The sequence below is a fragment of the Streptomyces sp. NPDC014623 genome (assembly GCF_043088245.1).
Taxonomy (GTDB): Bacteria; Actinomycetota; Actinomycetes; order Streptomycetales; family Streptomycetaceae; genus Streptomyces.
On sequence record NZ_JBIBZU010000003.1, the window covers coordinates 22,839 to 45,045 of the forward strand.

The following is a 22,207-nucleotide window of genomic DNA, read 5'->3' on the forward strand; positions in this document are numbered from 1 at the left end:
CTCGCGGCGACGGCCGGTCAGTGTGCGGTGCTGTGCAGCACCTTCGGCTTGAGCTGTCGGGCGGTGACGTCGATCCGGCTGAGGGCGGTGCGGAAGTCCTCCTCGTAGCGCCGCACCTCGGGGCTCCCCAGCTCGTCCGGGAAGGCCGCGTCCTCCTCCGGGGTGAGGCCCGGGTACAGACCGTTGGTGGCGACGTCGAGCGAGATCGCGCGCAGCCGGCTCCGTAACTGGTCGACCAGCTCCACCGTGTCGACCGGGGCCCGCAGGGTCAGGAAGTAGTGGTCGTAGAGCAGCGCCTGCGTCTCGGGGTGCGCAGGCGCGGTCTCCCTGGCGGACTCCTGGAGCAGCGACCTGCCGCCGGGCACCAGCTTGGCCGCCACCCCCGCGTGCACCGTGTGGTAGGTCCGGACGGCGCGCTTGAGCTTCTCGCCCTCGGGTGTGCTGTCCCACTCCGTCTTCTTGCCCCGCAGCAGCCCCTGCACGGGCACGAAGTCCGGGGCCCAGGTGCCGCTGAAGCTGCGGTGCTGGAGGTACATGCTGGGCCGGATGACCGTGCCGTAGACGTCGGCCGGGCACGAGCTGGTGTAGAGCAGCATCGAGGTGTAGGCGTCGGTGAGGTCCGTCATCGCGCGCAGGGACGGGGTGGGATCGCTCCGGGTCCGGGCCTGGTGCAGAGCGTGCGCGGTCAGTTGCCATACGACGAACGTGGCCTGGTGCCCGGTGATCCAGCGGAACCAGAAGAGCTGGTGGGCGAAGTCGGGGGTGGCCAGGGCCGCACCCGTCCGCGGGCAGGCCGCGCTCCGGTCCACGAGGGATTCGTCGGCCGGCAGCACGTCGGGTATGTCGTGTCCGGCCTCGGGCGTAGGCGGCTCGGGCAGGGTGAGCGGCTCCAGGCCGTACGGGAAGTCCCCGAAGTCCCAGTCGTCGGGTACGGGCAGTTCGGTCACGGTGCGGTGGACGCGCGTGTTCATCGTTCTCCTCCTGGTGGGACGTAGGTGAACTCGAACTCCAGCCCGTTGACGTCCAGGACGTAACAGCTCTGCACGCCGTCCGCGTCGGTGACGATGTCGGTGGGCTGTTCCTCACCGGCGAAGGTGTAGCGGCCGGACTCGTACAGGCGGAGCCAGCGCTCACGCCAGGCCCGGAGCTCCTCGGCCGAACCGGTGGACAGGCAGATGTGCTGGAACTGGCGGGTGTTGCCGCCGGGGACGACGTCGTCGTGGCCGGCGCGTTCGAAGAGGTGGAAGCGCAGCCCGGCCACCGCCAGCTCGGTCAGCCGGGTGATGCCGGGCAGACGGCTCAGGGTGAGGTCGGAAAAGGTGTCCAGGGTCCAGTTCGGCCGGCAGCCGAAGAACTCCTGGTACCAGGCGGCACAGTTGTCGATGTCGCCCGTCTGTACTCCCACGTGGTGAAGCTCCGGTAAGAGGTCGAGGCCCGTCGGTCGCTCGGTGGCTGTCCGGGGTCGAGGCAAGGTACTGCGCTCCTCTCGGTCTGGAGAGATCGAATATTCTTCTTTTCCTCATTCAGGTTAGCGATTTCCCGGAAATCAGGTCAAGTAACGAAAAAGATTCCCGAGTTTCCGGGCGTGGTGGGCGAGAGGGTGGCGGTCGGGTTTTTCCGGGCAGCATAAATCAGCAGGTCGGCATTCGCGAAGCGTCACCAATTCTTGTAAAAAATCTCCGGATTCCTGTCGGATGCCTTCCTTCTCGGGGAACAGTGATGTCATGACACAGAATCAGTGGAGCGCGGTGGACGACTACTTCGACGCGGTTCTCGGTGACGAGGACCCCGCACTGGCGGCCGCCGCCCAGGCGCACATCGCATTCGACCTCCCCGATATCGGGGTGTCCCGCCCCCAGGGGAAACTGCTGCACCTGCTGGCCCGCATCCAGGGTGCCGGGCGCATTCTCGAGATAGGCACCTTCGGCGGGTACAGCACCATCTGGCTCGCCCGCGCGCTGCCCCCCGGCGGGCGGCTGGTCACCATCGAGTGGGAGCGCACGTTCGCCGAGGCCGCCGCCGGCCACCTGGAACGGGCCGGCGTCGCCGACGTCGTCGAACAGCACGTGGGCAGGGCGCTCGACATCCTCCCCGCCCTCGCGAAGGCCGGCGACCCGCCGTTCGACCTGGTATTCATCGACGCCAACAAACCCGACACCCCGGAGTACTTCACCTGGGCCCTCGAGCTCTCCCGCCCCGGCGGAGTGATCGTCGTCGACAACGTCGTGCTCGGCGGAGCGGTCGGTGAAGCCGGCAACCCGGACGGAGGCATCCGGGGAATGCGGCGGTTCCACGAGATGCTGGCCGCCGAACCCCGGGTCAGCGCCACCTCGATCCAGACGGTGGGGAGGAAGGGGTACGACGGGTTCACCCTGGCGCTGATCCTGCCCTGACGCGCCGCAGGGCCTTCGGGGGCGGCGGCGGACCGGACACCGGCCGCGAGCCGCCCCCCAAGGAGGTCCGCCCCGGTGCTCATGCCTGGTCGGGGCCGATCAGGTCGGGAGCGGTCCAGCCGTCCAGGTCGTACTCCGCCATGCACTCCTCCGCGAAACCCCGGTAACCGTCGACGAGGCCGGAGGCCGTCTGGGCCATCAGGAGCTCGATGCGCACGTTCTCGTGGTTGCCCGAGTAGTTGCGCTCGTAGAGTTCGTGCCGTCCCGCGAACTCCGTGCCCACCGAATCCCAGATCAGCTTCATCAGCTTGACCCGCTCCACCGAGTCGTATCCGTTCGAACCCCGCATGTACCGGTCCAGATGCGGCCGGAGTTCGGGATTCTGGAAATCCTTGGCGTGCGAATTGAGATAGATGAGACCGCTGCTGAGGTCCTGCAGAATGATCTCGCGTACGCGCGGATACCCGATGGTCATGAACCAGCGGTACGCCATGCCGTAATCCAGATTCGGCAGCAGCCCGCCGTCGTGCCACGCGTTCGGGTTGCGCGCCATGGCGTCACTCAGGCCCCAGAACATGTTGCGCCACGCGAGTACTTCACCGACCCGTGTCTGCACACCCCGGAAATCCTTGGTCCCGGTCACGTCCAGCCCCTTGAGCAGCAGACCGGCCAGGAAATCGAGCTTGACCGCGAGCCGGGTGACACCGTGGAACGTGAGCCGGTGCGTGAACCCGGAGGTGTTCAGGAAGGTGCCGGCCTTCGCCGTGTCCCCGTAGATGAAGACGTTCTCCCAGGGGATCTTCACCTTGTCCAGGATGAAGACGGTGTCGTTCTCGTCCAGCCGGCTCGACAGCGGATAGTCGAAGGGGCTGCCCATGCGGCTGGCGGCCAGTTCGTACGACTGACGGCAGATCAGTTTCACCCCCGGTGCCTCCATCGGCAGGGTGGCCACCAGGGCGAACTCCTTCTTCTTCACCGGCAGGCCGTAGTGCGCGACGAAGTTGAAGTGGGTCAGCGCCGATCCCGTGGCCACCACCTTCGCCCCGCTGACCACGAGGCCGTCGTCGCACTCCTTCTCGACGTGCACGAACACGTCGTCGACCTCGTCCGGCCCCCGGTGGCGGTCCACCGGAGGGTTGATCACCGCGTGGTTCCAGAACAGCACCCGCTCCTGCGCCTCGGCGTACCAGCGCCGGGCGTTGTCCGCGAACTCCCCGTAGTACTCCGGGTTCGCGCCCAGTGTCACCAGGAAGCTGGCCTTGTAGTCCGGGCTCCGCCCCATCCAGCCGTAGGTGAGCCGGGCCCAGCGGGCGATCGCGTCCCGGTCCCCGACCACGTCCTCCACACTGCGCGGCACCCGGTAGAACTTGTGCGTGAAGCCGTCGCTGCCCGTGTCGGTGGGCGCGGTCAGCGTGTCGTGGTGCTCGGGGTCGTGCAGGGCGTCGTACAGGCGGGCGGTCATCCGCGCCGTGTTGCGGAACGCCGGGTGCTTGGTGACGTCGTCGACCCGCTCCCCGTACGCCCAGATCTCCCGGCCGTCCCGGAGGCTCTCCAGATACTCGTCACCGGTCATCGGCCGGGTCACGCGGCGCGGTGCCTCGCCGGTCCGGCCGCCGGAGTCCGCCGCCGTGCCGGTCACATCGTCCTTCTCCGTCATGTTGCATCATCCCCTTGTCTCGTATGTCTCGTCGCGGGAGTGGAAGTGCTCCACCGGGTCCATGCCGTCCAGGCACAGCGACCAGGCGGCACCGGACTCGTCCGGCGCAAGCTTCGGGAAGGCGCCGCGGTGGAACAGCAGCGGCCGTCCCGGACGGCTCTCGAACTCCTCGACCCTGCCGATGTGCAGCGTGTGGTCGCCTCCGTCGTGCACCTGCCAGCGCCGGCAGACAAGATGCGCCACGGTGCCGGCCAGCCGGGGACAGGGTCCGCTCTCGTCCACCCACGGCACCGGGCCCGGCATGGGGCGGCCGGCGAAGTGCATGGCGAGGTCGCGTTGTGTCTCGTCGAGGATGTTGACGACGTACCCGCCGTCCTCCAGCAGCAACGCGCCCGCACGGCTGCGCCGGTCCAGGGCCACCAGTGCCAGGGGCGGGTCCAGTGATACGGAGGTGAACGCGTTGACCGTCGTGCCGTGCACCGTGTCGCCCCGCCGGCAGGTGATGACGGTGACCCCGGTGGCGAACTGGCCCATACAACTGCGCAGTGCGCGCGGGTCGATCGGGCGGGGCGCGGTGCGCATGCCTCCGTCAGGCGTGTTCATGGGTCCCCCTGCTCCCGTGGACGGTCGCTCGGTTCGTCCCGGCCGGTGCCAGTGCGCCTGTCAGCAGATCGGTCAGGATGCCGGGGCCGTCCTCGGTCAGGAACGACTCCGCGTGGAACTGGACGGTGGACAGGGCGGGTCCGCGCAGGGCGATGACCTCGTCGCCGAGTCGCTGCACCTGGACGGCCGAACCGGACAGGGCCGGCCGTAGCCAGTCGTCGTCCGCGCGTGCCGCGAAGCTGTTGTAGAAGCCGGCGGTCCGCGTCCTGCCCCACAGCGGGACCCGCAGTCGCCTGCCCTGCGCCGGATCGGGCAGCCTGGCGACGCGGAGTCCCAGCAGGGTGCAGACGATCTGGTGCCCGAGGCAGACCGCGGCGAGCGGCAGGCCGCCCGCGAGCCGTTCGGCGGCCACCGCCCGCAGGGCGAGCACCCGCGCGTTCGCGGAGTCCCGCGGATCGCCGGGCCCCGGGCCGAGCAGGACGACGCCCCGGGCGCCGGAGACGCCGCCGCCCCCGGCCGGCTCCTCCGCGCGGTACCAGGGCACCAGGCGCACCGCACACCCCAGCGACCGCAGCTGGTAGGCGAGCATGGAGGTGAAGCCGTCCTCGGCGTCGACGATCGTGACCTCGGGGCCCTCGGCGCGCGCCGGACCGGTGCCCTCGAACCAGAAGGCCGCCAGTCCGTCGTTGCGCGCGGCCAGCGCGCCGCGCACCGCGGGCGCGGCACCCAGCCCGGCGGCGGGGCCCGGCACAGGAGCCTTCGCCGTCCGTCGGCCGGACATCGCCGCGAGCAGGCCGGACAGCTTGGCGGTGGTCTCCGCCGTCTCGTCGGCGGGCACCGATTCCCGCACCACGGTGGATCCCGCCGTCAGCCGGACCGCGCCGTCCGCACCGAGATCCGCCGTGCGCAGCATGATGGCGGCGTCGAGCCGGCGCTGCCCGCCCTCGTGGCCGAGCAGCGCGATGAGCCCGCTGTAGTAGCCGCGTCCCTGCGGTTCGTACCGTTCGATCACCCGGCAGGCGTTCTCCACCGGGCTGCCCGTCACGGTCGGCGCCGGCATGGTGGTCCGCACGATCTCACCGAGCGGGCGATCCGAGCGGCCCGACAGGTAGTACTCGGTGTGCGCGATCCGGGACATCCACTTCAGGGACGGACCGGTGACCCGCACGTCCCGGCCGCACAGGGACGTCATCATCTTGAGCTCTTCGTCCACCACCATGTAGAGCTCGTCGGTCTCCTTGGGGTCCCGCAGGAAACGCAGCAGCCCCGGCAGGTCCGCGCCCGTACGCGGGTACCGGTAGGTCCCGCTGATGGGGTTCATCTCCACCCGGTCCCCGCGGACACGCACCTGCTGTTCCGGGGTGCTGCCGATCAGGTACCGGTCCCCGGTGAACACCAGGAACGTCCAGTACGCGCCCGTCTCCGCCGTCATCAGCCCCCGCAGCACCGCGAGTGCGGCGTCCCGGTCGAAGTCGCGGATCCGGCCGTGCAGACTGCGGGCCAGCACGAAGTTGGAGCCTTCGCCGCGATGGATCTCGCGGTGGACGATGCTGTCCACCGCGGCCGCGTACGCGTCGTCGTCGACGTCGAAGCGGGGGTCCGCCACCTGCGGCGCCCGGTCCGGCAGACGGTCCAGCAGCCGCTCCAGCGGTACCCGTCGTTGTTCCCGCACCTCCATCGCCAGCAGAGGCTCGCGGTCGTCGGGGCAGGCGAAGCCGCGCTCACGGATCTGCCGGTAGGGGGCCAGCACCAGGGTGCCCGCCCCGTCCGCCCTCCGGGCCGCCGGGCCGGGGCCGTCCAGATCCAGGGCATCGAGGCCGGCCGCGCGGCGGACCGGACCGCTCAGGATCTCGACGGGCGCCGAGCGGTCGGCCCCGGGCCGGTGCAGCACCGCGAACGGCCGGCCGGGCGGCGGCAACAGGGCATCGGGGTCCCAGGGCCGGCCGACGGGCCCGTGGGCCGCGCTCATGCCGCCGCTCCCACGGGAAGTCGCCAGTGAGCGGCGGCGGCCACGGCCTGGACGAGGCTGAGCCGGGGGTCGCACAGGCTCCGGTAGCCAGGGCCCCGCACCGGGGACAGGCCCGCCCCGTCGCACTCGGAGATGTCGTCGGGGGAGGCCTCCAGATGGAGCCCGGCGCACCGCCCGGAGTTCTCCGACACGACATCGATGCACTGCCGGATCTCGGCCATGATCGCGTCGAGCTTGCGCGTCTTCAGCCCGTCGGGCGTCTTGACGGTGTTCCCGTGCATGGGGTCGCACATCCACAGCACGGGGTGCCCGGCCTGCTTCACGGCCCGTACCAGCGGTCCCACCCGGGCGACCTGTCCCGCACCGAACCGGGTGACGAGGGTGAGCCTGCCGGGCGTGCGGTGCGGGTCGAGCACCCCGCACACGGCCAGCACCTCGTCCGGAGTCGCCTCCGGGCCGATCTTGCACGCCACCGGGTTGTCCAGCTCGGCCATCAGCCGCACGTGCGCGTTGTCCGCCTGGCGGGTGCGTTCACCGATCCAGGGCCAGTGCGTGGAGGCCAGATAGCTGCCGCCCTCCCCGTGCCGCCGGACCTGGGGCAGTTCGTAGTCCAGCAGGAGTGCCTCGTGGCTGGTCCACACCCGGTCCTCCGGTGGAGCGCCTTCGCCCCGCCCGAGCCGGTCGATGGCGGTGACGGCGCAACGGGCGGCCTGCATCCCCGCGATGATGCGGGAAGGGTCGGGGGTGCGGGCCGCCAGGTGCGGATCCGGTGCGTTGACGACCGGGCCCCGGTACACCGGCAGCCGGTCCTCGTGGACTGTTTCCCAGTCCTGGGAGCGGGGCTTCGAGAACTGGCCGGCTATGCGTCCGACGCGCAGGACGGGCAGCCCGGAACTCGTGCACATGATGTCCCCGAGCACGTCGAGCATCTCCACCTTGCGGGCGATGTCACGCGGTTCGCACTCGGTGGTCAACTCCACGCAGTCGCCTGCCTGGAGCAGGCAGAACTCGCCTTCGGCGGCTCGGGCGAGCAGCCCGCCGAGGGCCTTGACGCTGTCGTAGGAGACCAGGGGCGGCTCGCCGGCCAGGCGTTCGTGCAGCGGGGGGAGGAGAGAGCGGTCGGGCCACTGGGGTTGTTGACAAGCGGGAAGTCCGGCCACCATCGAGGCGATCAACGGGTCGTGCTCGGTGCCCGGCAAGGGGTTCTGAGACATGCTGTCGGCCTTCGCTCAGAGGCGGTCCGTGGGTGGACGCCTGCGGATGTCTGGACGGAAGAGCCGCTGAACGGCTGCTCCTACGCGATCTGCCGCGCGTGGTGCGGGCCGGTCAGCTGCCCGGTCGAGCCGAAGTAGCGGATCATGCGGGAGAGGGACCGGCGGTCGATGTCGGGGTAGTGCAGCCCCAGACGTTCGAGGAGCCGGGACGTCTTCTCGTTGCCGTACGTGTTCTCGCCGAGCTCCAGCGCGCCTTCCCGGAACAGCGGGACGGCCGCCGCGAGGGCGTTGCCCCCGGGAAGGCGGGCCGATTCCTCCAGTCGCGTCAGCCATTCGTCGGCCGGCACCGTCTCCAGTGCGTAGCCGCACTCGCGGACGGCGGCGTGTACCGGGGTGAAGTCGGAACCACGCGGGTGGAAGAGGTGGAACGTCCCGCCGTCGGCGGAGGGTTCGCGGGAGAGGGCGACGACGGCCCGGCTGACGAAGTCCACCGGCAACAGGTCCGTCGTCAGCTCCTCGGCCGGCGGGGCCGAACCGAGCTCGATGAAACTCTTGATCTGGCGCCACAGGAAGTCGTCGGCCTGGCAGGCGCCGCTGACGCTGTCCCCGGAGATGCGGCCGATGCGGTAGACGGTCACCGGCATGCCGGTTTCACGCGCCAGGCGCGCGATCCCCTCGGCCACCCACTTGCTCCGGGTGTAACCGATACCGAGCCCCTCACTCGTCCCGGGGACCGCCTCCTCGGTGATCGGCCCGGCTCCCTGGCCGGGGGCGAACACCGCGATGGTCGACATGTAGTGCACCGGCTTGAGGCGCCCCGTGGCGGCGAACTCCAGCACGGACCGCATGCCGTCGACATTGGTCGGCTTCACCGAGGCGTACGGGAGGACGAAGTTGATGTGTGCGGCCGCGTGGTAGACCACCTGGACCGAATCGGTCAGTTCCACCCGGTCTGTCTCGGACAGCCCCAGGTGCGCACGGGTGAGGTCTCCGGGCACGGCACGCACCCGCTGCCAGACGATGTCGCCCGCGATGCCGTACGCGGTCGCCGTGGCGCGCAGCCGTTCCAGGGCGGCCTGCGCATCGGCCGCGCGTACCAGGCAGTTGACCGTGCTGCCGGGGACGGCTGCCAGGTCCCGCAGGAGGTAGCTGCCGAGGAAGCCGGTCGCGCCGGTCAGCAGGATCTCGGTCGCGTCACCCACCGGGACCGTTTCGCGGTCGCCGGCCCGTACCGTGTCCGGCAGGGTCACATCCGCGCGCAGGTCGGCCGAAGGCGCCGTGAACGCCGTGGGGTCGCCGGCGCGCCGCTCCTCGATCCGCGCGGCCATCCCGGCGACGGTGGGGTTGTCGAACAGGGTCCGCAGCGGTATGTCGATGTCGAACAGCCGCCGCAGACGGTAGACCAGTTCGGTGGCGATGATGCTGTTGCCGCCCAGCGTGAAGAAGTCGTCGTCCCGCCCCATGGACCCGGCTCCCAGCACGTCCGACCACTGGTCGGCGATCTCGCGCTCGGTGCCGGCCCTCGGCTGTTCGGCCGCCCCGGTGCGGTGGTCCGCGCGCCGGTCCCGCAGTTCGCCGGCCAGTCTGTCCGCCAGTCCACCACGGTCGATCTTCCCGCTCGGGGTGGTGGGGAGCCGGTCGAAGGGGATGATGTGGGCGGGCACCATGTGGTCCGGGAGCCGTGCGGCCAGAGCGGCCCGTAACCGTCCGTCGTCACCGGTGCCCTCCCCCGTGACGGCGGCGGCCAGCCGGCGGTCGCCCGCCGAGAGTTCGACGGCCACCACCGCCGAACTCCTCACCCCGTCGAGGGCGTCGAGGGCGGCCTCCACCTCGGTGGGCTCGATGCGGTAACCACGGATCTTGATCTGGTCGTCGGCGCGGCCCAGGTACTCCAGGTCGCCGCGCTCGTTCCACCGCACGAGGTCACCCGTGCGGTAGAGGAGGTCGCCGGCCCCGCCGTACGGATCGGCGACGAAGCGAAGCGCCGTCTCCTCGGGCCTGGCGTGGTAGCCGGGCGAGAGGTGCGGGCCGCCGATGTACAGCTCGCCCGTGACTCCGGGAGGGACGAGCTCGCGGTCGGGGCCCAGGACGAGCAGCCGCATGCCCTCGACAGGACGGCCGATGGCCGGCGCCTCGGGCCACTCGTGGGGATCGCCGGACAACTCGTGCCAGGTGGCCAGATGGGTCTCGGAGGGGCCGTACATGTTCAGCAGCCGGGCCCGCGGGTGCCCGGCGAAGAACTCCCGGATCTGCGGGGAGACGACCAGCGCCTCGCCCACGGAGGTGACCTCACGCAGTCCCTCGCACCGCAGCCCCTCCGCGACCGCTATCGCGGCGAACCGCTGGAGCGCGATGTAGGGCAGGTAGAGGCGGGTGACCTCGTGCTCGGCGACGAACGCCGCCAGCCGGTGCAGATCCTTCCGGAGCTCCTCGGATATCAGCGCGAGGGTCCCGCCGGCACACAGAGTCCCCAGGATCTCCATGACGGAGACGTCGAAGGAGAGCGTCATGTACTGAAGCGTGGTGCCCTCGGCCCCGCACGGGGAGATCCCGTGCTGGGCATGGACCAGATTGCCCACCGTGCGGTCCCGGACGACCACGCCCTTCGGGGCGCCGGTCGACCCGGAGGTGTAGACCACGTAGATCTCGTCCTCGGGTTCCCTGGTCCGGCCCGGCCCGGCGGAATCGGCCGCGGCCGTCCGCTCCGCTTCCCGGTCCATCTCGAACAACCGCTGGCCGGGCGGGAGTTCCGCGCCGACCTTGCTGTCGGTGAGCACGAGGAGGACACCGGCGTCGTCGAGCATGTACGCCACCCGCTCCGGCGGGTAGGACGGGTCCACCGGGACGTAGGAGGCTCCCGACTTCACGACGCCGAGCAGCCCGACGACCATGTCGAACGAGCGGGGCAGGCTGATGCCCACCCGCCGGCCCGCCCCCGCCCCCTCCTCGCGCAGGACGGCGGCGAGCCGGTTGGCCCGTTCGTCCAGTTCCCGGTACGTCCACGAGCGGCCGCCGTCCGTCACCGCGACGGCGTCCGGTGTGGCCGCTGCCTGTCGCTCGAAAAGCTCACCCACCGGCACGGGGCGCGCGCCCCTGTCCACCAGGTCGCTACGGGCCAGGAGCTCCCGCTCCTCGTCGGCGGACAGCAGCCCGAGATCGCGGACGGGGGTGTCCGGTCCGGCCGCCGCGAACCGGCCAGCCAGTCGGCCCAGACGCTCGCTCATCGTCCTCGCCGTGGCCTCGTCGAAGAGGTGCGAGTCGTACTCGAGCGTGCCGTGCAGCCCGTCATCCTCACGGGCGAACACCACGGACAGGTCGTACTTCGCGCCGTGCGCCATGCCGCGCCGGACGGGCAGCGGGGTGCCGTCGGGGGCGCACTGGGCGGAACCCGGATCGGTCAGCACGAGCATCGTCTGCACGACGGGGGTATGGCCGCTGTTGCGCTCGGGCCTCAGGCGCTCGACGACCTTGTCGAAGGGAGCCCATTTCAGCCGCAGCGCGTCGGTGACCTCCTCGCGTGACCGCCGCAGGACCTCGCGCACGCTCATCGAACCCGTGACGTCCTGGCGCAGGACGACCATGTTGACGAAGTAGCCGACGAGATCCCGGGTCTGCGGGTCGTCGCGCAGCGAGACCGGGGAGCCGACGAGCACGCGCTCCTGACGTGTCAGCTTGGCGAGGAAGACGCCGTACACCGCGAGCAGCACCATGAACAGCGTCACGCCCTCGCGTTCCGCCAGCCGCTCCAGCCGCTCGGTCACCTCGGCCGGGACACGCAGGGGGACGGTGGCTCCCCGGTGTTCCTGCGCCGCGGGCCGGGGGCGGTCCGTGGGCAGACCCAGCACGGGAAGTTCCCCGGCCAGCCGGTCGGCCCACTCGTCGAGCAGTTCCGCGGTCCTGCGCGGTGTCAGGTACTCGCGGTGCCAGTGCGCGAAGTCCGCGTAGTCCGGGCGCCCGGGCACCGCCTCCACCGCCAGGCCCCGCCCGATCCGGTCGTAGGCGTCGAGGAGTTCCCGGAGGAAGACACCGGCCGAGGCGGCGTCCGAGGCGATGTGGTGGATGTTGCAGACGATCGCGCTCTCCTCGCCCGGTCCGAGCGCGCAGGTCACCGAGGTCACCGGCCCGTGCTCCAGGTCGAAGCGGATGTTCGCGACCCGCTGGGCGATGGCGTCCAGTTCCTTCTCGCTGCCGTAGTGCTCGACGCGGTAGTGGAAGGCCGTGTCGTCGTCCGAGACGATCTGGAGGAGCCGTGCGTCCCGTAACGCGTAGGTGGTGCGCAGGACTTCCTGCCGGCGCAGCACTCCCGAGACGGAGCGTCGCAGCCGCTCCCCGTCGAGCCGGAAGGGCAGGCGGACGAGGAACGGGCCGTTGTAGGCCTCCGGTGTGGGGAGGTACTGGTCGATGAGCCAGATGCCGCTCTGGCCGAACGAAGCCTCCGTCGCGTCGCCGGTCCTGGGCGCCGAGCCGGCTTCCAGTTCGTTGCCACGGGTGCGGGGGCGCCCCCGCGCGGTGCGCTCGGCCACCGCAGCCGCAGAGCCCTCACGGCGGAGTTCGGATGCCGGCAGGTCGACCGCGAACACGGCCCGCAGCACCGCGCTCAGTTCGTCCAGCCGCTGGGGATCGTCACAGCACTCGGAGAACTGCTGGTCCGGCCCCAGGCCGGGCGCCCGGAGCGTTCTCCGTGCCAATTCCAGTACTGCTGAGGTCAAGGGACTGTTCACGGTTCCGTAGCCTCCGGAGATATGACACGACCGGGCCGGCGCGGGTGCCGGCCGTTTTCGGGAACTCCGTCAGCCGTTGGACGTCGAGATGGTCCGCTCCTGATCACGGCTCTCCTCGATGAACCGGGCCAGTTGCTCCACCGTGCCGTGCCGGAAAACCGACTCGGTGGTGATTTCGATTCCGAATATCTTCTGCAGGCGGGACGCCAGCTGGACGAAGTGGAGGGAGTTCCCGCCATGGCCGAGGAACGAATCGGTGGTCGAGAATTCTTCCATTCCGGAGATCTCGATCCAGGACTGCAGGACGACTGCTTCGAGCGGGTTCTGCATAGCTGTTCGGCCTTTCTCTTCCGTGGACTTCTGCTTCGGGGAACCGGACCGCCCGGGAAGGGTGAGCGCGGTGCGGTCGATCTTTCCGTTCACGTTCGTCGGCATCTTCTCGAGATGGTGGAAGGAGGAGGGGACCATGTAGGAGGGCAGCCGCTCGGAGAGCCGGCTGACCAGGTCCGAGGGGTCGGCGGGCGTGCCGTCACGGGTGGTGTAGAAGGCGACGAGACGCTTTTCGTGGGTGTCGTCCTCGAACGCCTTCACCGCCGCGTCCCCGATCCCGTCGAGGGAGCGCACCGCGAGGGTCACGGCACTGGTCTCCACCCGGAAACCGCGGATCTTCACCATGCTGTCGGACCGTCCGAGCAGCACGATGTCGCCGTCCGCGTTCCGCCGTGCCAGGTCGCCCGTGTGGTAGAGCAGCCCGCCGTCGGGGACCCGGGTGAACTTCTGGGCGGTCAGCTCCGGTTGGCCGGCGTACCCCTGGGCCACACCGGTCCCGCCCACGCACAGTTCTCCCACCTCGTCGGTCCCGCACGGACGCATCGCCGGGTCGTACACCTCCAGCGTCACCGTCGGGAGCGGCCTGCCGACCGGCACCACGCCCTCGCCGTCCGGCTCGTCACCGGACCTCAGCGGGTACAGGGCGGTGATCGAGGAGTTCTCGGTGCAGCCGTAGCCGTTGTAGATGGTCGCGTCCGTGTGGGCCAGGGCTTTGCGCAGATGGGCGGGGGAGGGGAAGTCGCCGCTCAGCAGCACGATCCGGACGTTTCTCAGGCACTCCGGCTCGTGGTCGACCAGTGCGTTGAACAGGCCGCACGGAAGACTGAGCACGGTCGCGCCCCGCTCCTCCACGGCCTCGCGCAGCACGGGCAGTGACGGCAGTCCGGGCGGCATCGGCAGCAGCGTGGCGCCGTGCAGCAGGGCGAGCCAGATCTCGATGGTCGAGGCGGCGAAGGAGAAGGCGGCCGACTGGGTCAGCCCGTCCTGCGGGGTGATGTCGAGGGCCCCGCTGTGGGGGCCCAGCCGCGCCAGCCCCCGGTGCGCGATCCGGACACCCTTGGGTTTCCCCGTGGATCCGGAGGTGTACATGAGGAACGCGGTGTCCTCCGGCCCGATGCCGAGGTCCGCGTCGCGGTCGTCCAGGCTCTCGCTCCCGCGTACCAGGTCGTGCAGTGCGAGCGCGCCCTCGTGGGCACTGCGGGGAAGGCCGGCCGGGTCGTCGCAGACCACAGTCGCGGTGCCGGCTTCGTGCAGGATGCGGCCGACGAACTCCGGGGGGTGCGCGGGGTCGAGCGGCACCACGCACCCCCCGGCCTTGAGGACCGCGAGCAGGACGGTGTAGAGGTCCGGAGAACGGCGCATGTGCACACCGATGCGGTCGCCCTTGGCCACCCCCCGGCCGACGAGATGACGTGCCATGCGGTTGGCCCGACGGTTGAGCTGGTCGTACGTGACGCGTTGCGCGCCTTGCGCCAGAGCTACGGCCCCGCCGTAGTCACGCACCGCTTCTTCGAACAGAGCGGTGAGGACGAGAGGGGCGCCCGGTGGTGAACCCGATGGTAAATGCGAATTGTTTTCCGTCATCGCTGTTCTCCTCGGCGTGCTGTCCGAAGGGAATGGCTTCAGCGCTCTCGTCGGTGCGTTCCGGGAGAACGGGAGCCGGGGCAGTGAGCTTTTTCAGCGTGCGGCGCGGAAAAATGATTTCCGCAGGGAAACCGATGCTAATCACAGAATGGTATCGAAGTCAAACTCCTCCGGTTCGGGCCGGGTTGCTCCGACGATTACGCCGTCCGTGGTTCTTGACGGAGGGGAATCGAGGCAGGAGAGGCTTTCCTGCCCTGGTCGGTGCGGCTGGTCGGTGCGATTGCTCGGTGCGACGACTCCCGTGCGAAAGTCGCTGCGGACGGTGCCTCGAAGCGTCGCGGTCGGTTGTTCCCCGACCGGTCCTTGGACTCCGGTACCCCGGGCCGGGAGGGTCACGCCCCCTGATGGTGTCCTCGGGGCAACCATTTTTTCGGGCCCGCCGCCGACCGTGACCACGGCTGCGGCACCGCGTCCGGCCGGCGGACCGGCCGGCGGACCGTCCGGCGGCACGGGAGCGCTGCCCGGCACGGGGCCGGGAGCGCTCGGCCGTGTCATCGGCGTGGCCCCTTGATATCGTGGAAAGCCCCACCCACCGGTAACCCTCCATACCGGAAAGCACCCATGACTCCACGAGACGGCTCCACCTCCCCCTGGTCCTCGGAACCCGGCGGTCTGGAGGCAGCCCTGGTCCACCTGCAGTGCCTTCTGGTGGCACGGCGGTCCCGCGCCAATCCCGAGGGCGTCAACTGGCACCAGTACGACGTCCTGGAACTGCTGCGGGTGCGGGGCTCCATGAGACCCTCCGAACTGAGCGCCGCGCTCGACGTCTCCCGGCAGTCCACGTCGAAGGCACTACGGGTGCTGAAGGACCTGAACCTGGTGACCCAGCGGGCGTCGGGCGAGGACCGGCGGGAGCTGAGCACCTCGCTCACCCGTGAGGGGGAGGCTTTCCTCTCCCGGATCGCCCGGGGCCGCCAGGACATCGGGCAGCTCGCCGCCTCCGTCCTGACCGAGGGCGAGGGCGCCCTGTTCGCGGAGCTCTGCGAGAAGGTGGCCGCGGCCATGGAGGCGGAACCCGTACGGTGACTTCCGCCCGGCGGGCCGTTGCCGCCCGGCGGGTCCTTCGTTGCGCCGGGCATGAGCAACGCACCCGTCCTCGTCCTCGGCGCGCACGGTTCCACCGGCCGCCAGGTCCTCACCCGCCTTCGGGACGCCGGCCGACCGGTGCGGCCGGCCTCCCGCGGTACCGACATCCCGTTCGACTGGAACGACGACACCACCTGGGAGCCGGCGCTGGCCGGGACCGAGCGCGTCTACCTGATGCTCCCGCACGAACTGCCGCTCAGGCCGGACTTCGTGCCTCGCGCGCTCGCGGCGGGCGTACGGCGGCTGGTCCTGCTTTCCAGCCGTGCCGTCGAGGAGATGGGAGATGACCGCCTGCTGGAGGCCGAGCGGATGGTGCGCGACTCGGAGGCGGAATGGACCGTCGTGCGGGCGGACTGGTTCAACCAGAACTTCGACGAGGGCGTCTTCCGCCGAGCGGTGCTCGACGGCACGCTCGCGATCCCGCTGGGGGAGTGCCGTCAGACGTTCGTCGACACGGACGACATCGCCGCCGTGGCCGTCGCCGCTCTGACCGAGGAAGGACACGCCGGCGGCACGTACGAGGTGACAGGACCCGAGGCCCTGTCCTTCGCGGATGCTCTGGCCGTCATCGGGCGCGCCACCGGCCTGCCCCAGGCCTTCCACGGCGACGAAGACACCTACCGAACCCGCCAACTGGCGGAGGGCAGGCCGGCCGACGCCGTGGAGCACGAGATCGGCGCGTACACGTCCCTGGCCGCCCTGGGGGACGCCCGGCCGTCGGACACGGTCCGCCGGGTCACCGGCCGGCATCCGAAGACGTTCGCCACCTACGTCAGGGAGGCCGCCGCCTCAGGCGCCTGGGCGCATTCCCGTGAGGCACGTCCGTCGTGACCCCGAGGGCCAGGAACGTGACGGCCCGCCCACGGCCGTCCCGATCGCCGGGCCGGCGCCGAGCGGGTCACGCCGGCCCGGCGATTCACGGATTCCTTCCTTCCCGATGCCCACGTCAATCGGCATGAGCCGCTCCCGGACGGACTTCGGTGCCCGGAAGCAGCAACAGGCGAGGGCGCGCCGCCGCAGCCGGCCGGCGCGACCGGAAGAGATCCATGTCACGTATCGGAGGGCGCCTGCGGTTACCCGGCGCCGCGGCCGTCGGCATCGTCGCCGTGGGCGCTCCTTCGTCCCCGGCCGGGCGCCTCCGTGGTCCCGCTCCCCGGGCTCACGCGTCGCCGATGTCGGAGCTGAGCCAGCGTTGGGGGCGCATGTGGACGACGACCTGCTCGCCGTGTTCCCTCCAGGCGAAGTCGACGTAGTCGTCGGCCTTCTCCGCGGGAAGGTAGCGGGACGAGATCTCGGCCAGCTGTTCGCGGGTGGCGGGGAGCGTGGCGACGACCGGGCCCTCGACGGAGACGTAGCGGATGGTCGGTGTGACGCGGTCGGCCAGGATGCTGAAGCGGCCGGCAGCGGCGATGGCGGTGGCCTTGCGGGAGTCCCGCCCGGTCATGATCCACAGGTCGCCACCGGGCTGGTACTGGTACCAGATGGGCACGGTGAGGGGTGCCCGGCCCTCCTCCGCCGCGTCCACGGCCAATGCGGCGACATGCGGTTCGGCCAGGAAGTGCTCACGCTCTGCACGGGTCAACGCCATCACTGGACTCCTCGGGTGTGCGCTCGGTGGTTCCTCGGAGCGGCATTGTGCAACGCCCGCCCCGGCACGGCAGCGGGACACGCCACCCCTGCCGGAACTGCCCGGCGCAGTCCCGTCGCGCGGACCCTCTCCGGCGTCCTGTCCGGTCAGATGACCGGCGGGCGGCCCAGGCGGGTCATCCGCCACACCGTGCGCCAGCGCATCGGGTGCCGTTCGCCGCACCCGGTGCGCACCCCCTCGGCGAAGCCGGCCGCCCAGGCGCGCAGACCGGAGGCCGAGCGGGTACGGACGGCGGTGAGCAGGATCCAGGTGCCGAGATAGACGGGGACCAGGAGGGCGGGCAGGTTACGGCGGGCCAGCCAGACGCGGTTCCGGGCCGTCATGCGGTAGTAGACGGCGTGCCGGGCAGGGGACGTCCTGGGGTGCTGGAGCAGCAGGCCGGGCTCGTAGAGGATCTTCCAGCCGGCGTCGAGGGCCCGCCAGGACAGGTCCGTCTCCTCGTGCGTGAAGAAGAACTCGGCGGGCCAGGGGCCGGTTTCGGCGAGCATCCTCATCGAGAGCGCGTGGCCGCCGCCGAGGAAAGCGGTGACCGGTCCGCGGCGCATCGGGTCCTTGGCGCGCAGACGGGGGACGTGCCGGCGCTGGGTCTCGCCGTGTTCGTCGGCGATGCGGAAACCGACGATGCCGAGGCGGGGATCGGCGGCGTACAGATCCCGGACCGTGCGGAAGACGTCCTTGTCCACCAGGAGGCCGTCGTCGTCCAGCTCGATCACCACGTCCACGTCACCGAAGCCGGCGAGCGCGTCCAGGGCCGCGTTGCGGCCGCCGGGGCAGCCGAGGTTCTCGTCCAGTTCGAGCACGCTCACACCGCCGGCGAGGCCCGTCAGGCCGGGGAAGGAGGCGTAGTCGGGAAGCGGTGAGCCGTTGCCCACGACGACCACGCGGGAGGGCCGCACGTCCTGCACGGCCACCGACGCCAGCAGTGCCTCGACCTGCTGCGGTCGGTCTCCCATGGTCACGATGGATACGCCGATGCGTGGTTCGGACAAGGCTCGGTTCTCCTGAAGGTTCCGGTGGCCGCGGACCCACTGGCCCGCCGCGGTGCCCGCGATCGTAACGTCTCGTGTTCAGCCTCCGGACGGTGCCCGGTCATCAGGGGGCGGGTCGCCGTTCAGCCGGGCGTACATCAGCATGTCCCGGCGCCGCCCCCCGATCTCCTGCCAGCCGCGCAGCAGACCCTCGCGCCGGTAGTGGGCGCTCTCGGCCGTCCGTACCGACGCCGTGTTCCACGGCTCGATGAGGAGCTGGACCCGGGGGATGCGCAGCTCGTGCAGGGCCCAGGTGGTGACCGCGCGCAACGCCGCTCCCGCGACCCCCTGGCCACGGCCCGGGGCCGTCATCCAGTAGCCGAGCGACGCCCTGCCTTCGGCGGCCTCCGCGAGCTGGAGCCCGATGGAACCGACCGGCCGGCGGTCCCGGGTGCGCGCGATGGCGAACGGACACCCGGCCCCGGTGGCCGCCCGGTCCCACTGGCGTCTGACGTAGGCCTCGGCCGCCTCGTCGGAGTACGGGGAGGGGACCGTGCTGATCAGCGGGATGTAGTCGTCCTTCGCCGCCTCGCGGATGAGGGAGAGGTCGCTCATCTCCCAGGGGCGCAGGACGAAATCGGCTCCGGCGGTCATGCTGGGGACGGTCAGCGGTTGTGCCATGGCCGTCATCCTGCCGCGTCCGTGCCCCGGCGCCGGCCCGACTCACCCGGCGGGCGTCCGGCTGCCGGGCCGGCCGAGGAACGCTCCGGCGAGGAGGGCTCCGGCGAGGACGAGGACGGAGTTGACGAGGACCGCCGCCGAGATCCCGGACAGCATCACGCCGGGGCCGGTGCCCGTGCCCGTCCGGGCGGTGACGATCGCGCTCATGACCGGGATGCCCATGGTGATGCCGACCTGCTGCGTCATCGTGGCCAGCCCGGTGGCCGCTCCCTGCTCCTCGTCGGGCAGCCCGGACGTGGCGGTGACCATGAAGCCCACGATCATCAGCATGTTGCCGACACCGCCGACGAAGGTCGCGGCCAGCAGGAGTGCGATCCAGCCGCCGGAGGTGCCGAGCGCCACGAGGGAGAGGGTGGCGGCGGCCTGGACGGCGCCGCCGAGGACGATCGTGCGCCGGCTGCCGAACCTGCCGACCGCACGGCCGCCGAGCATGCCGCCGATCACGGTGCCGATGCCCAGGACGCCGAAGGCGAGACCGGTGGCGAGCGGGGAGTAGCCGAGGACCTCCTGGAGGTAGAGCGTCAGCAGGAAGACCAGGGAGGTCTCGGTGACGAAGGCGAGCAACCCCGTGGCGTTGCCCCAGATGACGCTGCGCCGCCTGAGGACGTGCACAGGCACCAGAGGTTCCGCCGCCCGCTTCTCGACGAACCAGAACCCCACGAGGAGCGCGGCGCCCGCGAGCAGTGCGGTGAGCGTGGAAGGCGTGCTCCAGCCGGACTCGCCCGCCTGCGTCAGTCCGTAGACGAGCAGCAGCAGGCCGCCGGTGACGGTCGCCGCACCCGGCAGGTCGAGCTTCGGCCGCCCGGCCGGCCGCGAGTCGGTGATCACGGACGGCGCGAGGGCGACGACGAGCGCGGCGACCGGGACGTTGACGAAGAAGGCCCAGCGCCAGGAGAGCAGATCGGTCAGGACCCCGCCGAGGATCGCCCCCGCCGTGAAGCCGGCGGACATCAGGGCACCGTTGAGGCCGAGGGCGCGCTCACGCAGCGGGCCCTCCTTGAACGCCGTGGTGAGCAGTGCGAGTCCGGCCGGGGTGACGGCCGCGGTGGCCAGGCCCTGCAGGACGCGCGCGGTGAGCAGGACCTCGGGCGAGGTGGCGAACCCGCCGAGTGCGGAGGACAGGCCGAGGACGGCCATGCCGCCGGTGAACAGGCGCTTACGGCCGATGAGGTCGGCGACACGTCCGAACAGCAGGGTGAAGCCCGCAGCGGCGAGGGCGAAGGAGGTGGCGATCCACTGGAGCTGGGAGAGGGAGAATCCGAGGCCCTCACCGACGGCGGGCAGGGCCACGTTCAGGATCGAGAAATCCACGGCGATCATGAACTGCGCGCCGAGGAGGAGGGTGAGGACGAGCTTCTGCCGGCCGGTCATGCGCGGGGCGGGGGCCTGGGGAGGTGCGGTGGCGGGTGCCGTGCTGGTGGTGGACATGGGTGCCCTTTCCTGGAGACCTGAAGGCTTAACGGTTCCTTGGTTCCGTTAAGATGGGTTCACCGTAGCAGGGAATGGCCCGCTAAAGGAACTGGAGACCCGTTATGAATGCGGAAGATGTGGAACCGGGTACGGTCCGGCCCGGCGGGCGTACGGCCCGGGTGCGGGAGTCCGTGCTGCGCGCGGCCGGCGACGCGCTGGTCGAGCAGGGTTTCGACCGGCTCGATCTCGCCGATGTCGCCCGCCGTGCCGAGGTCGGCAAGACGACGGTCTACCGGCGCTGGTCCACCACGGCAGGGCTGGTCGCCGACCTGCTGACGGACATGGCCGAGCAGTCCGTGCCGCGCACGGACACCGGGTCCCTGGACGAGGACCTCCGGGCCAACGCGCGACTCGTGGTGCGGACGCTGACCGACGCGCGCCAAGGCCCCCTCTTCGCCGCCGTCGCCGCGGCGGCCACGTGCGACGCCCGGACGGCCGAGGCCCTGCACCGCTTCTACGCGGTACGCATCGGGGAGTGGGCGGGCTGTGTCGAAGCGGCGGTCCGGAGGGGGGAGCTGCCCCCGGGCACCGACGCCCGCGAGGTGATCCGGGCGGTGTCGGCACCCCTCTACTACCGGCTGCTGGCCAGCGGCGACCCTCTGGACGAGGCGGTCGCCGACCGCGCGGCCGAGGCGGCGGCGGTGGCGGCGAGGGCGGGCGTGTACGTGAGCTGACGCGGGTCCCGCGCGGGTGAGCCGGCCAGGTCCCGGTGACCGGTGTCTGGCTTCGTGTGCACTCCAGCTCGTAGCTTCTGCCGTCATGCGGACAGAAACGAACGGGCGGAAGAGGACGCTGGGCCGTAGCGGTGTCGAGGCCGGTGCGCTCGGCTTCGGGTGCTGGGCGATCGGCGGGGAGTGGTCGACGCCCGACGGCAGCCCGCTCGGCTGGGGCGAGGTCGACGACGACGAGTCGGCGGCCGCGATCCGGCGGGCGCTCGACCTCGGGGTGACCTTCTTCGACACCGCGGACGTGTACGGGGCCGGGCACAGCGAACGCGTGCTGGGCAGGGCGCTCGCGGGGAGGCGCGACGAAGCCGTCGTCGCCACCGAGTGGGGCAACCTGTTCGACGAGCGGACCCGCACGATGAACGGCGCCGACAGCTCTCCCGGGTACGCCCGTGAGGCGCTCGTCGCCTCGCTGCGCAGGCTGGGGACCGACCGGGTCGACCTCTGCCAGCTGCACCTCGGCGACACCCCGCTCGACGAGGCGGCGGAACTGCGCGACGCGTGCGAGGAGTTCGTGGCGGAGGGGCTGATCCGGGCCTATGCCTGGAGCACCGACGACCCGGAGCGCGCCGCGTTCTTCGCCGAAGGTGAGCACTGTGCGGCCGTCCAGCACGCCTGCAACGTGCTGGAGGACGCTCCCGGGATGCTGAGCCTCAGCGAGGAACGGGGCCTGATCGGTGTCATCCGGAGCCCGTTGGCGAGGGGGCTCCTCGCCGGCACCCGTGATCCGGGCCGGCGGCCGGCCGCAGGGGGCATCCGGTCCACCCCGCCCGCCTGGCTGAGCTGGTTCGAGGCGGGCGGGGTTCCGGCGGAGCACCGGGCGGCGCGGGTCGAGGCCGTCCGTGAGGTGCTGACCGCCGACGGCCGCACCCTCGCCCAGGGCGCCCTCGGCTGGCTGTGGGCGCGCAGCGGGCGGGCGGTCCCGATCCCCGGCTTCCGGACGGTCGCCCAGGCCGAGGAGAACGCGGCTGCCCTGATCCACGGACCGCTGCGGCCCGGGCAGCTCGATGAGGTGGCCGCCCTGCTGGCATGAGCGGG

General features: G+C 71.2%; 17 protein-coding genes. 5 read left to right on the forward strand and 12 right to left on the reverse strand.

What is annotated here, in order from left to right; all coding sequences use genetic code 11:
- Positions 1-17: 17 nt before the first annotated feature.
- The gene (locus tag ACF1FZ_RS06475) at positions 18-971 is read right to left on the reverse strand and encodes a hypothetical protein (RefSeq protein WP_391772241.1); all 954 of its coding nucleotides are present in this window, start codon (positions 969-971) and stop codon (positions 18-20) included.
- Positions 968-1,405, reverse strand: a complete 438-nt coding sequence (locus ACF1FZ_RS06480) for a VOC family protein (protein WP_391772242.1) — start codon at positions 1,403-1,405, stop codon at positions 968-970. The genes ACF1FZ_RS06475 and ACF1FZ_RS06480 overlap by 4 nt, the downstream gene beginning before the upstream one ends.
- A gap of 319 nt (positions 1,406-1,724) precedes the next feature.
- On the opposite strand from ACF1FZ_RS06480, the gene ACF1FZ_RS06485 reads away from it, so the two are divergent.
- The gene (locus ACF1FZ_RS06485; protein ID WP_391772243.1) at positions 1,725-2,393 is read left to right on the forward strand and encodes an O-methyltransferase; all 669 of its coding nucleotides are present in this window, start codon (positions 1,725-1,727) and stop codon (positions 2,391-2,393) included.
- A 79-nt stretch (positions 2,394-2,472) separates the two neighbouring features.
- Here the strand turns inward: ACF1FZ_RS06485 and ACF1FZ_RS06490 are convergent, their stop codons facing one another.
- From ACF1FZ_RS06490 to ACF1FZ_RS06515, 6 genes are all read right to left on the reverse strand, one after another.
- Entirely contained in the window at positions 2,473-4,050 is a 1,578-nt protein-coding gene (locus tag ACF1FZ_RS06490) for a 4-hydroxyphenylacetate 3-hydroxylase family protein (protein ID WP_391772244.1), read from the reverse strand.
- A 6-nt stretch (positions 4,051-4,056) separates the two neighbouring features.
- Entirely contained in the window at positions 4,057-4,653 is a 597-nt protein-coding gene (locus ACF1FZ_RS06495; protein WP_391772245.1) for a flavin reductase family protein, read from the reverse strand.
- Positions 4,640-6,622, reverse strand: a complete 1,983-nt coding sequence (locus tag ACF1FZ_RS06500) for an anthranilate synthase family protein (RefSeq protein WP_391772246.1) — start codon at positions 6,620-6,622, stop codon at positions 4,640-4,642. Before ACF1FZ_RS06500 ends, ACF1FZ_RS06495 begins: the two co-directional genes overlap by 14 nt.
- A complete protein-coding gene (locus tag ACF1FZ_RS06505; protein WP_391772247.1) occupies positions 6,619-7,836 on the reverse strand; it encodes a 3-deoxy-7-phosphoheptulonate synthase in 1,218 nt (405 codons plus the stop codon). Before ACF1FZ_RS06505 ends, ACF1FZ_RS06500 begins: the two co-directional genes overlap by 4 nt.
- Before the next feature lie 80 nt (positions 7,837-7,916).
- Complete coding sequence (locus ACF1FZ_RS06510) at positions 7,917-12,545, reverse strand: amino acid adenylation domain-containing protein (RefSeq protein WP_391772248.1); 4,629 nt, start codon at positions 12,543-12,545, stop codon at positions 7,917-7,919.
- 81 nt (positions 12,546-12,626) lie between these two features.
- Entirely contained in the window at positions 12,627-14,471 is a 1,845-nt protein-coding gene (locus ACF1FZ_RS06515; protein ID WP_391772249.1) for an amino acid adenylation domain-containing protein, read from the reverse strand.
- Between the two features lie 621 nt (positions 14,472-15,092).
- Between ACF1FZ_RS06515 and ACF1FZ_RS06520 the strand changes: the two genes are divergently transcribed.
- Both ACF1FZ_RS06520 and ACF1FZ_RS06525 read left to right on the forward strand, forming a co-directional pair.
- Complete coding sequence (locus ACF1FZ_RS06520) at positions 15,093-15,557, forward strand: MarR family winged helix-turn-helix transcriptional regulator (protein ID WP_391772250.1); 465 nt, start codon at positions 15,093-15,095, stop codon at positions 15,555-15,557.
- 51 nt (positions 15,558-15,608) lie between these two features.
- Complete coding sequence (locus ACF1FZ_RS06525) at positions 15,609-16,448, forward strand: SDR family oxidoreductase (protein ID WP_391772251.1); 840 nt, start codon at positions 15,609-15,611, stop codon at positions 16,446-16,448.
- 328 nt (positions 16,449-16,776) lie between these two features.
- Here ACF1FZ_RS06525 and ACF1FZ_RS06530 read toward each other — a convergent pair whose 3' ends face one another.
- The 4 genes from ACF1FZ_RS06530 to ACF1FZ_RS06545 all read right to left on the reverse strand — a co-directional run bounded on the left by ACF1FZ_RS06530 (position 16,777) and on the right by ACF1FZ_RS06545 (position 20,402).
- Positions 16,777-17,205: a pyridoxamine 5'-phosphate oxidase family protein gene (locus ACF1FZ_RS06530; protein ID WP_391772252.1), complete on the reverse strand. Its 429-nt coding sequence runs from the start codon at positions 17,203-17,205 to the stop codon at positions 16,777-16,779.
- A gap of 146 nt (positions 17,206-17,351) precedes the next feature.
- Complete coding sequence (locus tag ACF1FZ_RS06535) at positions 17,352-18,254, reverse strand: glycosyltransferase family 2 protein (RefSeq protein ID WP_391772253.1); 903 nt, start codon at positions 18,252-18,254, stop codon at positions 17,352-17,354.
- 78 nt (positions 18,255-18,332) lie between these two features.
- On the reverse strand, positions 18,333-18,914 hold the full coding sequence (locus tag ACF1FZ_RS06540) for a GNAT family N-acetyltransferase (RefSeq protein WP_391772254.1): 582 nt from the start codon (positions 18,912-18,914) through the stop codon (positions 18,333-18,335).
- 42 nt (positions 18,915-18,956) lie between these two features.
- A complete protein-coding gene (locus ACF1FZ_RS06545) occupies positions 18,957-20,402 on the reverse strand; it encodes an MFS transporter (protein ID WP_391772255.1) in 1,446 nt (481 codons plus the stop codon).
- 104 nt (positions 20,403-20,506) lie between these two features.
- On the opposite strand from ACF1FZ_RS06545, the gene ACF1FZ_RS06550 reads away from it, so the two are divergent.
- Positions 20,507-21,118 (forward strand): TetR/AcrR family transcriptional regulator, encoded by a 612-nt coding sequence (locus tag ACF1FZ_RS06550; RefSeq protein WP_391772256.1) that lies wholly within the window; start codon positions 20,507-20,509, stop codon positions 21,116-21,118.
- Positions 21,119-21,203: 85 nt separating this feature from the next.
- Positions 21,204-22,202, forward strand: coding sequence for an aldo/keto reductase (locus ACF1FZ_RS06555; RefSeq protein ID WP_391772257.1), 999 nt, complete (start codon positions 21,204-21,206; stop codon positions 22,200-22,202).
- The last annotated feature ends 5 nt before the right edge of the window (positions 22,203-22,207 follow it).

What these genes read in the sequence shown, in the direction of transcription:
- ACF1FZ_RS06475 (WP_391772241.1), bottom strand. Translation starts at nt 971, where the DNA reads ATGAACACGCGCGTCCACCGCACCGTGACCGAACTGCCCGTACCCGAC.
- ACF1FZ_RS06485 (WP_391772243.1), top strand. Translation starts at nt 1,725, where the DNA reads ATGACACAGAATCAGTGGAGCGCGGTGGACGACTACTTCGACGCGGTT.
- ACF1FZ_RS06490 (WP_391772244.1), bottom strand. Translation starts at nt 4,050, where the DNA reads ATGACGGAGAAGGACGATGTGACCGGCACGGCGGCGGACTCCGGCGGC.
- ACF1FZ_RS06495 (WP_391772245.1), bottom strand. Translation starts at nt 4,653, where the DNA reads ATGAACACGCCTGACGGAGGCATGCGCACCGCGCCCCGCCCGATCGAC.
- ACF1FZ_RS06500 (WP_391772246.1), bottom strand. Translation starts at nt 6,622, where the DNA reads ATGAGCGCGGCCCACGGGCCCGTCGGCCGGCCCTGGGACCCCGATGCC.
- ACF1FZ_RS06505 (WP_391772247.1), bottom strand. Translation starts at nt 7,836, where the DNA reads ATGTCTCAGAACCCCTTGCCGGGCACCGAGCACGACCCGTTGATCGCC.
- ACF1FZ_RS06515 (WP_391772249.1), bottom strand. Translation starts at nt 14,471, where the DNA reads ATGACGGAAAACAATTCGCATTTACCATCGGGTTCACCACCGGGCGCC.
- ACF1FZ_RS06520 (WP_391772250.1), top strand. Translation starts at nt 15,093, where the DNA reads ATGACTCCACGAGACGGCTCCACCTCCCCCTGGTCCTCGGAACCCGGC.
- ACF1FZ_RS06525 (WP_391772251.1), top strand. Translation starts at nt 15,609, where the DNA reads ATGAGCAACGCACCCGTCCTCGTCCTCGGCGCGCACGGTTCCACCGGC.
- ACF1FZ_RS06530 (WP_391772252.1), bottom strand. Translation starts at nt 17,205, where the DNA reads ATGGCGTTGACCCGTGCAGAGCGTGAGCACTTCCTGGCCGAACCGCAT.
- ACF1FZ_RS06540 (WP_391772254.1), bottom strand. Translation starts at nt 18,914, where the DNA reads ATGGCACAACCGCTGACCGTCCCCAGCATGACCGCCGGAGCCGATTTC.
- ACF1FZ_RS06545 (WP_391772255.1), bottom strand. Translation starts at nt 20,402, where the DNA reads ATGTCCACCACCAGCACGGCACCCGCCACCGCACCTCCCCAGGCCCCC.
- ACF1FZ_RS06550 (WP_391772256.1), top strand. Translation starts at nt 20,507, where the DNA reads ATGAATGCGGAAGATGTGGAACCGGGTACGGTCCGGCCCGGCGGGCGT.
- ACF1FZ_RS06555 (WP_391772257.1), top strand. Translation starts at nt 21,204, where the DNA reads ATGCGGACAGAAACGAACGGGCGGAAGAGGACGCTGGGCCGTAGCGGT.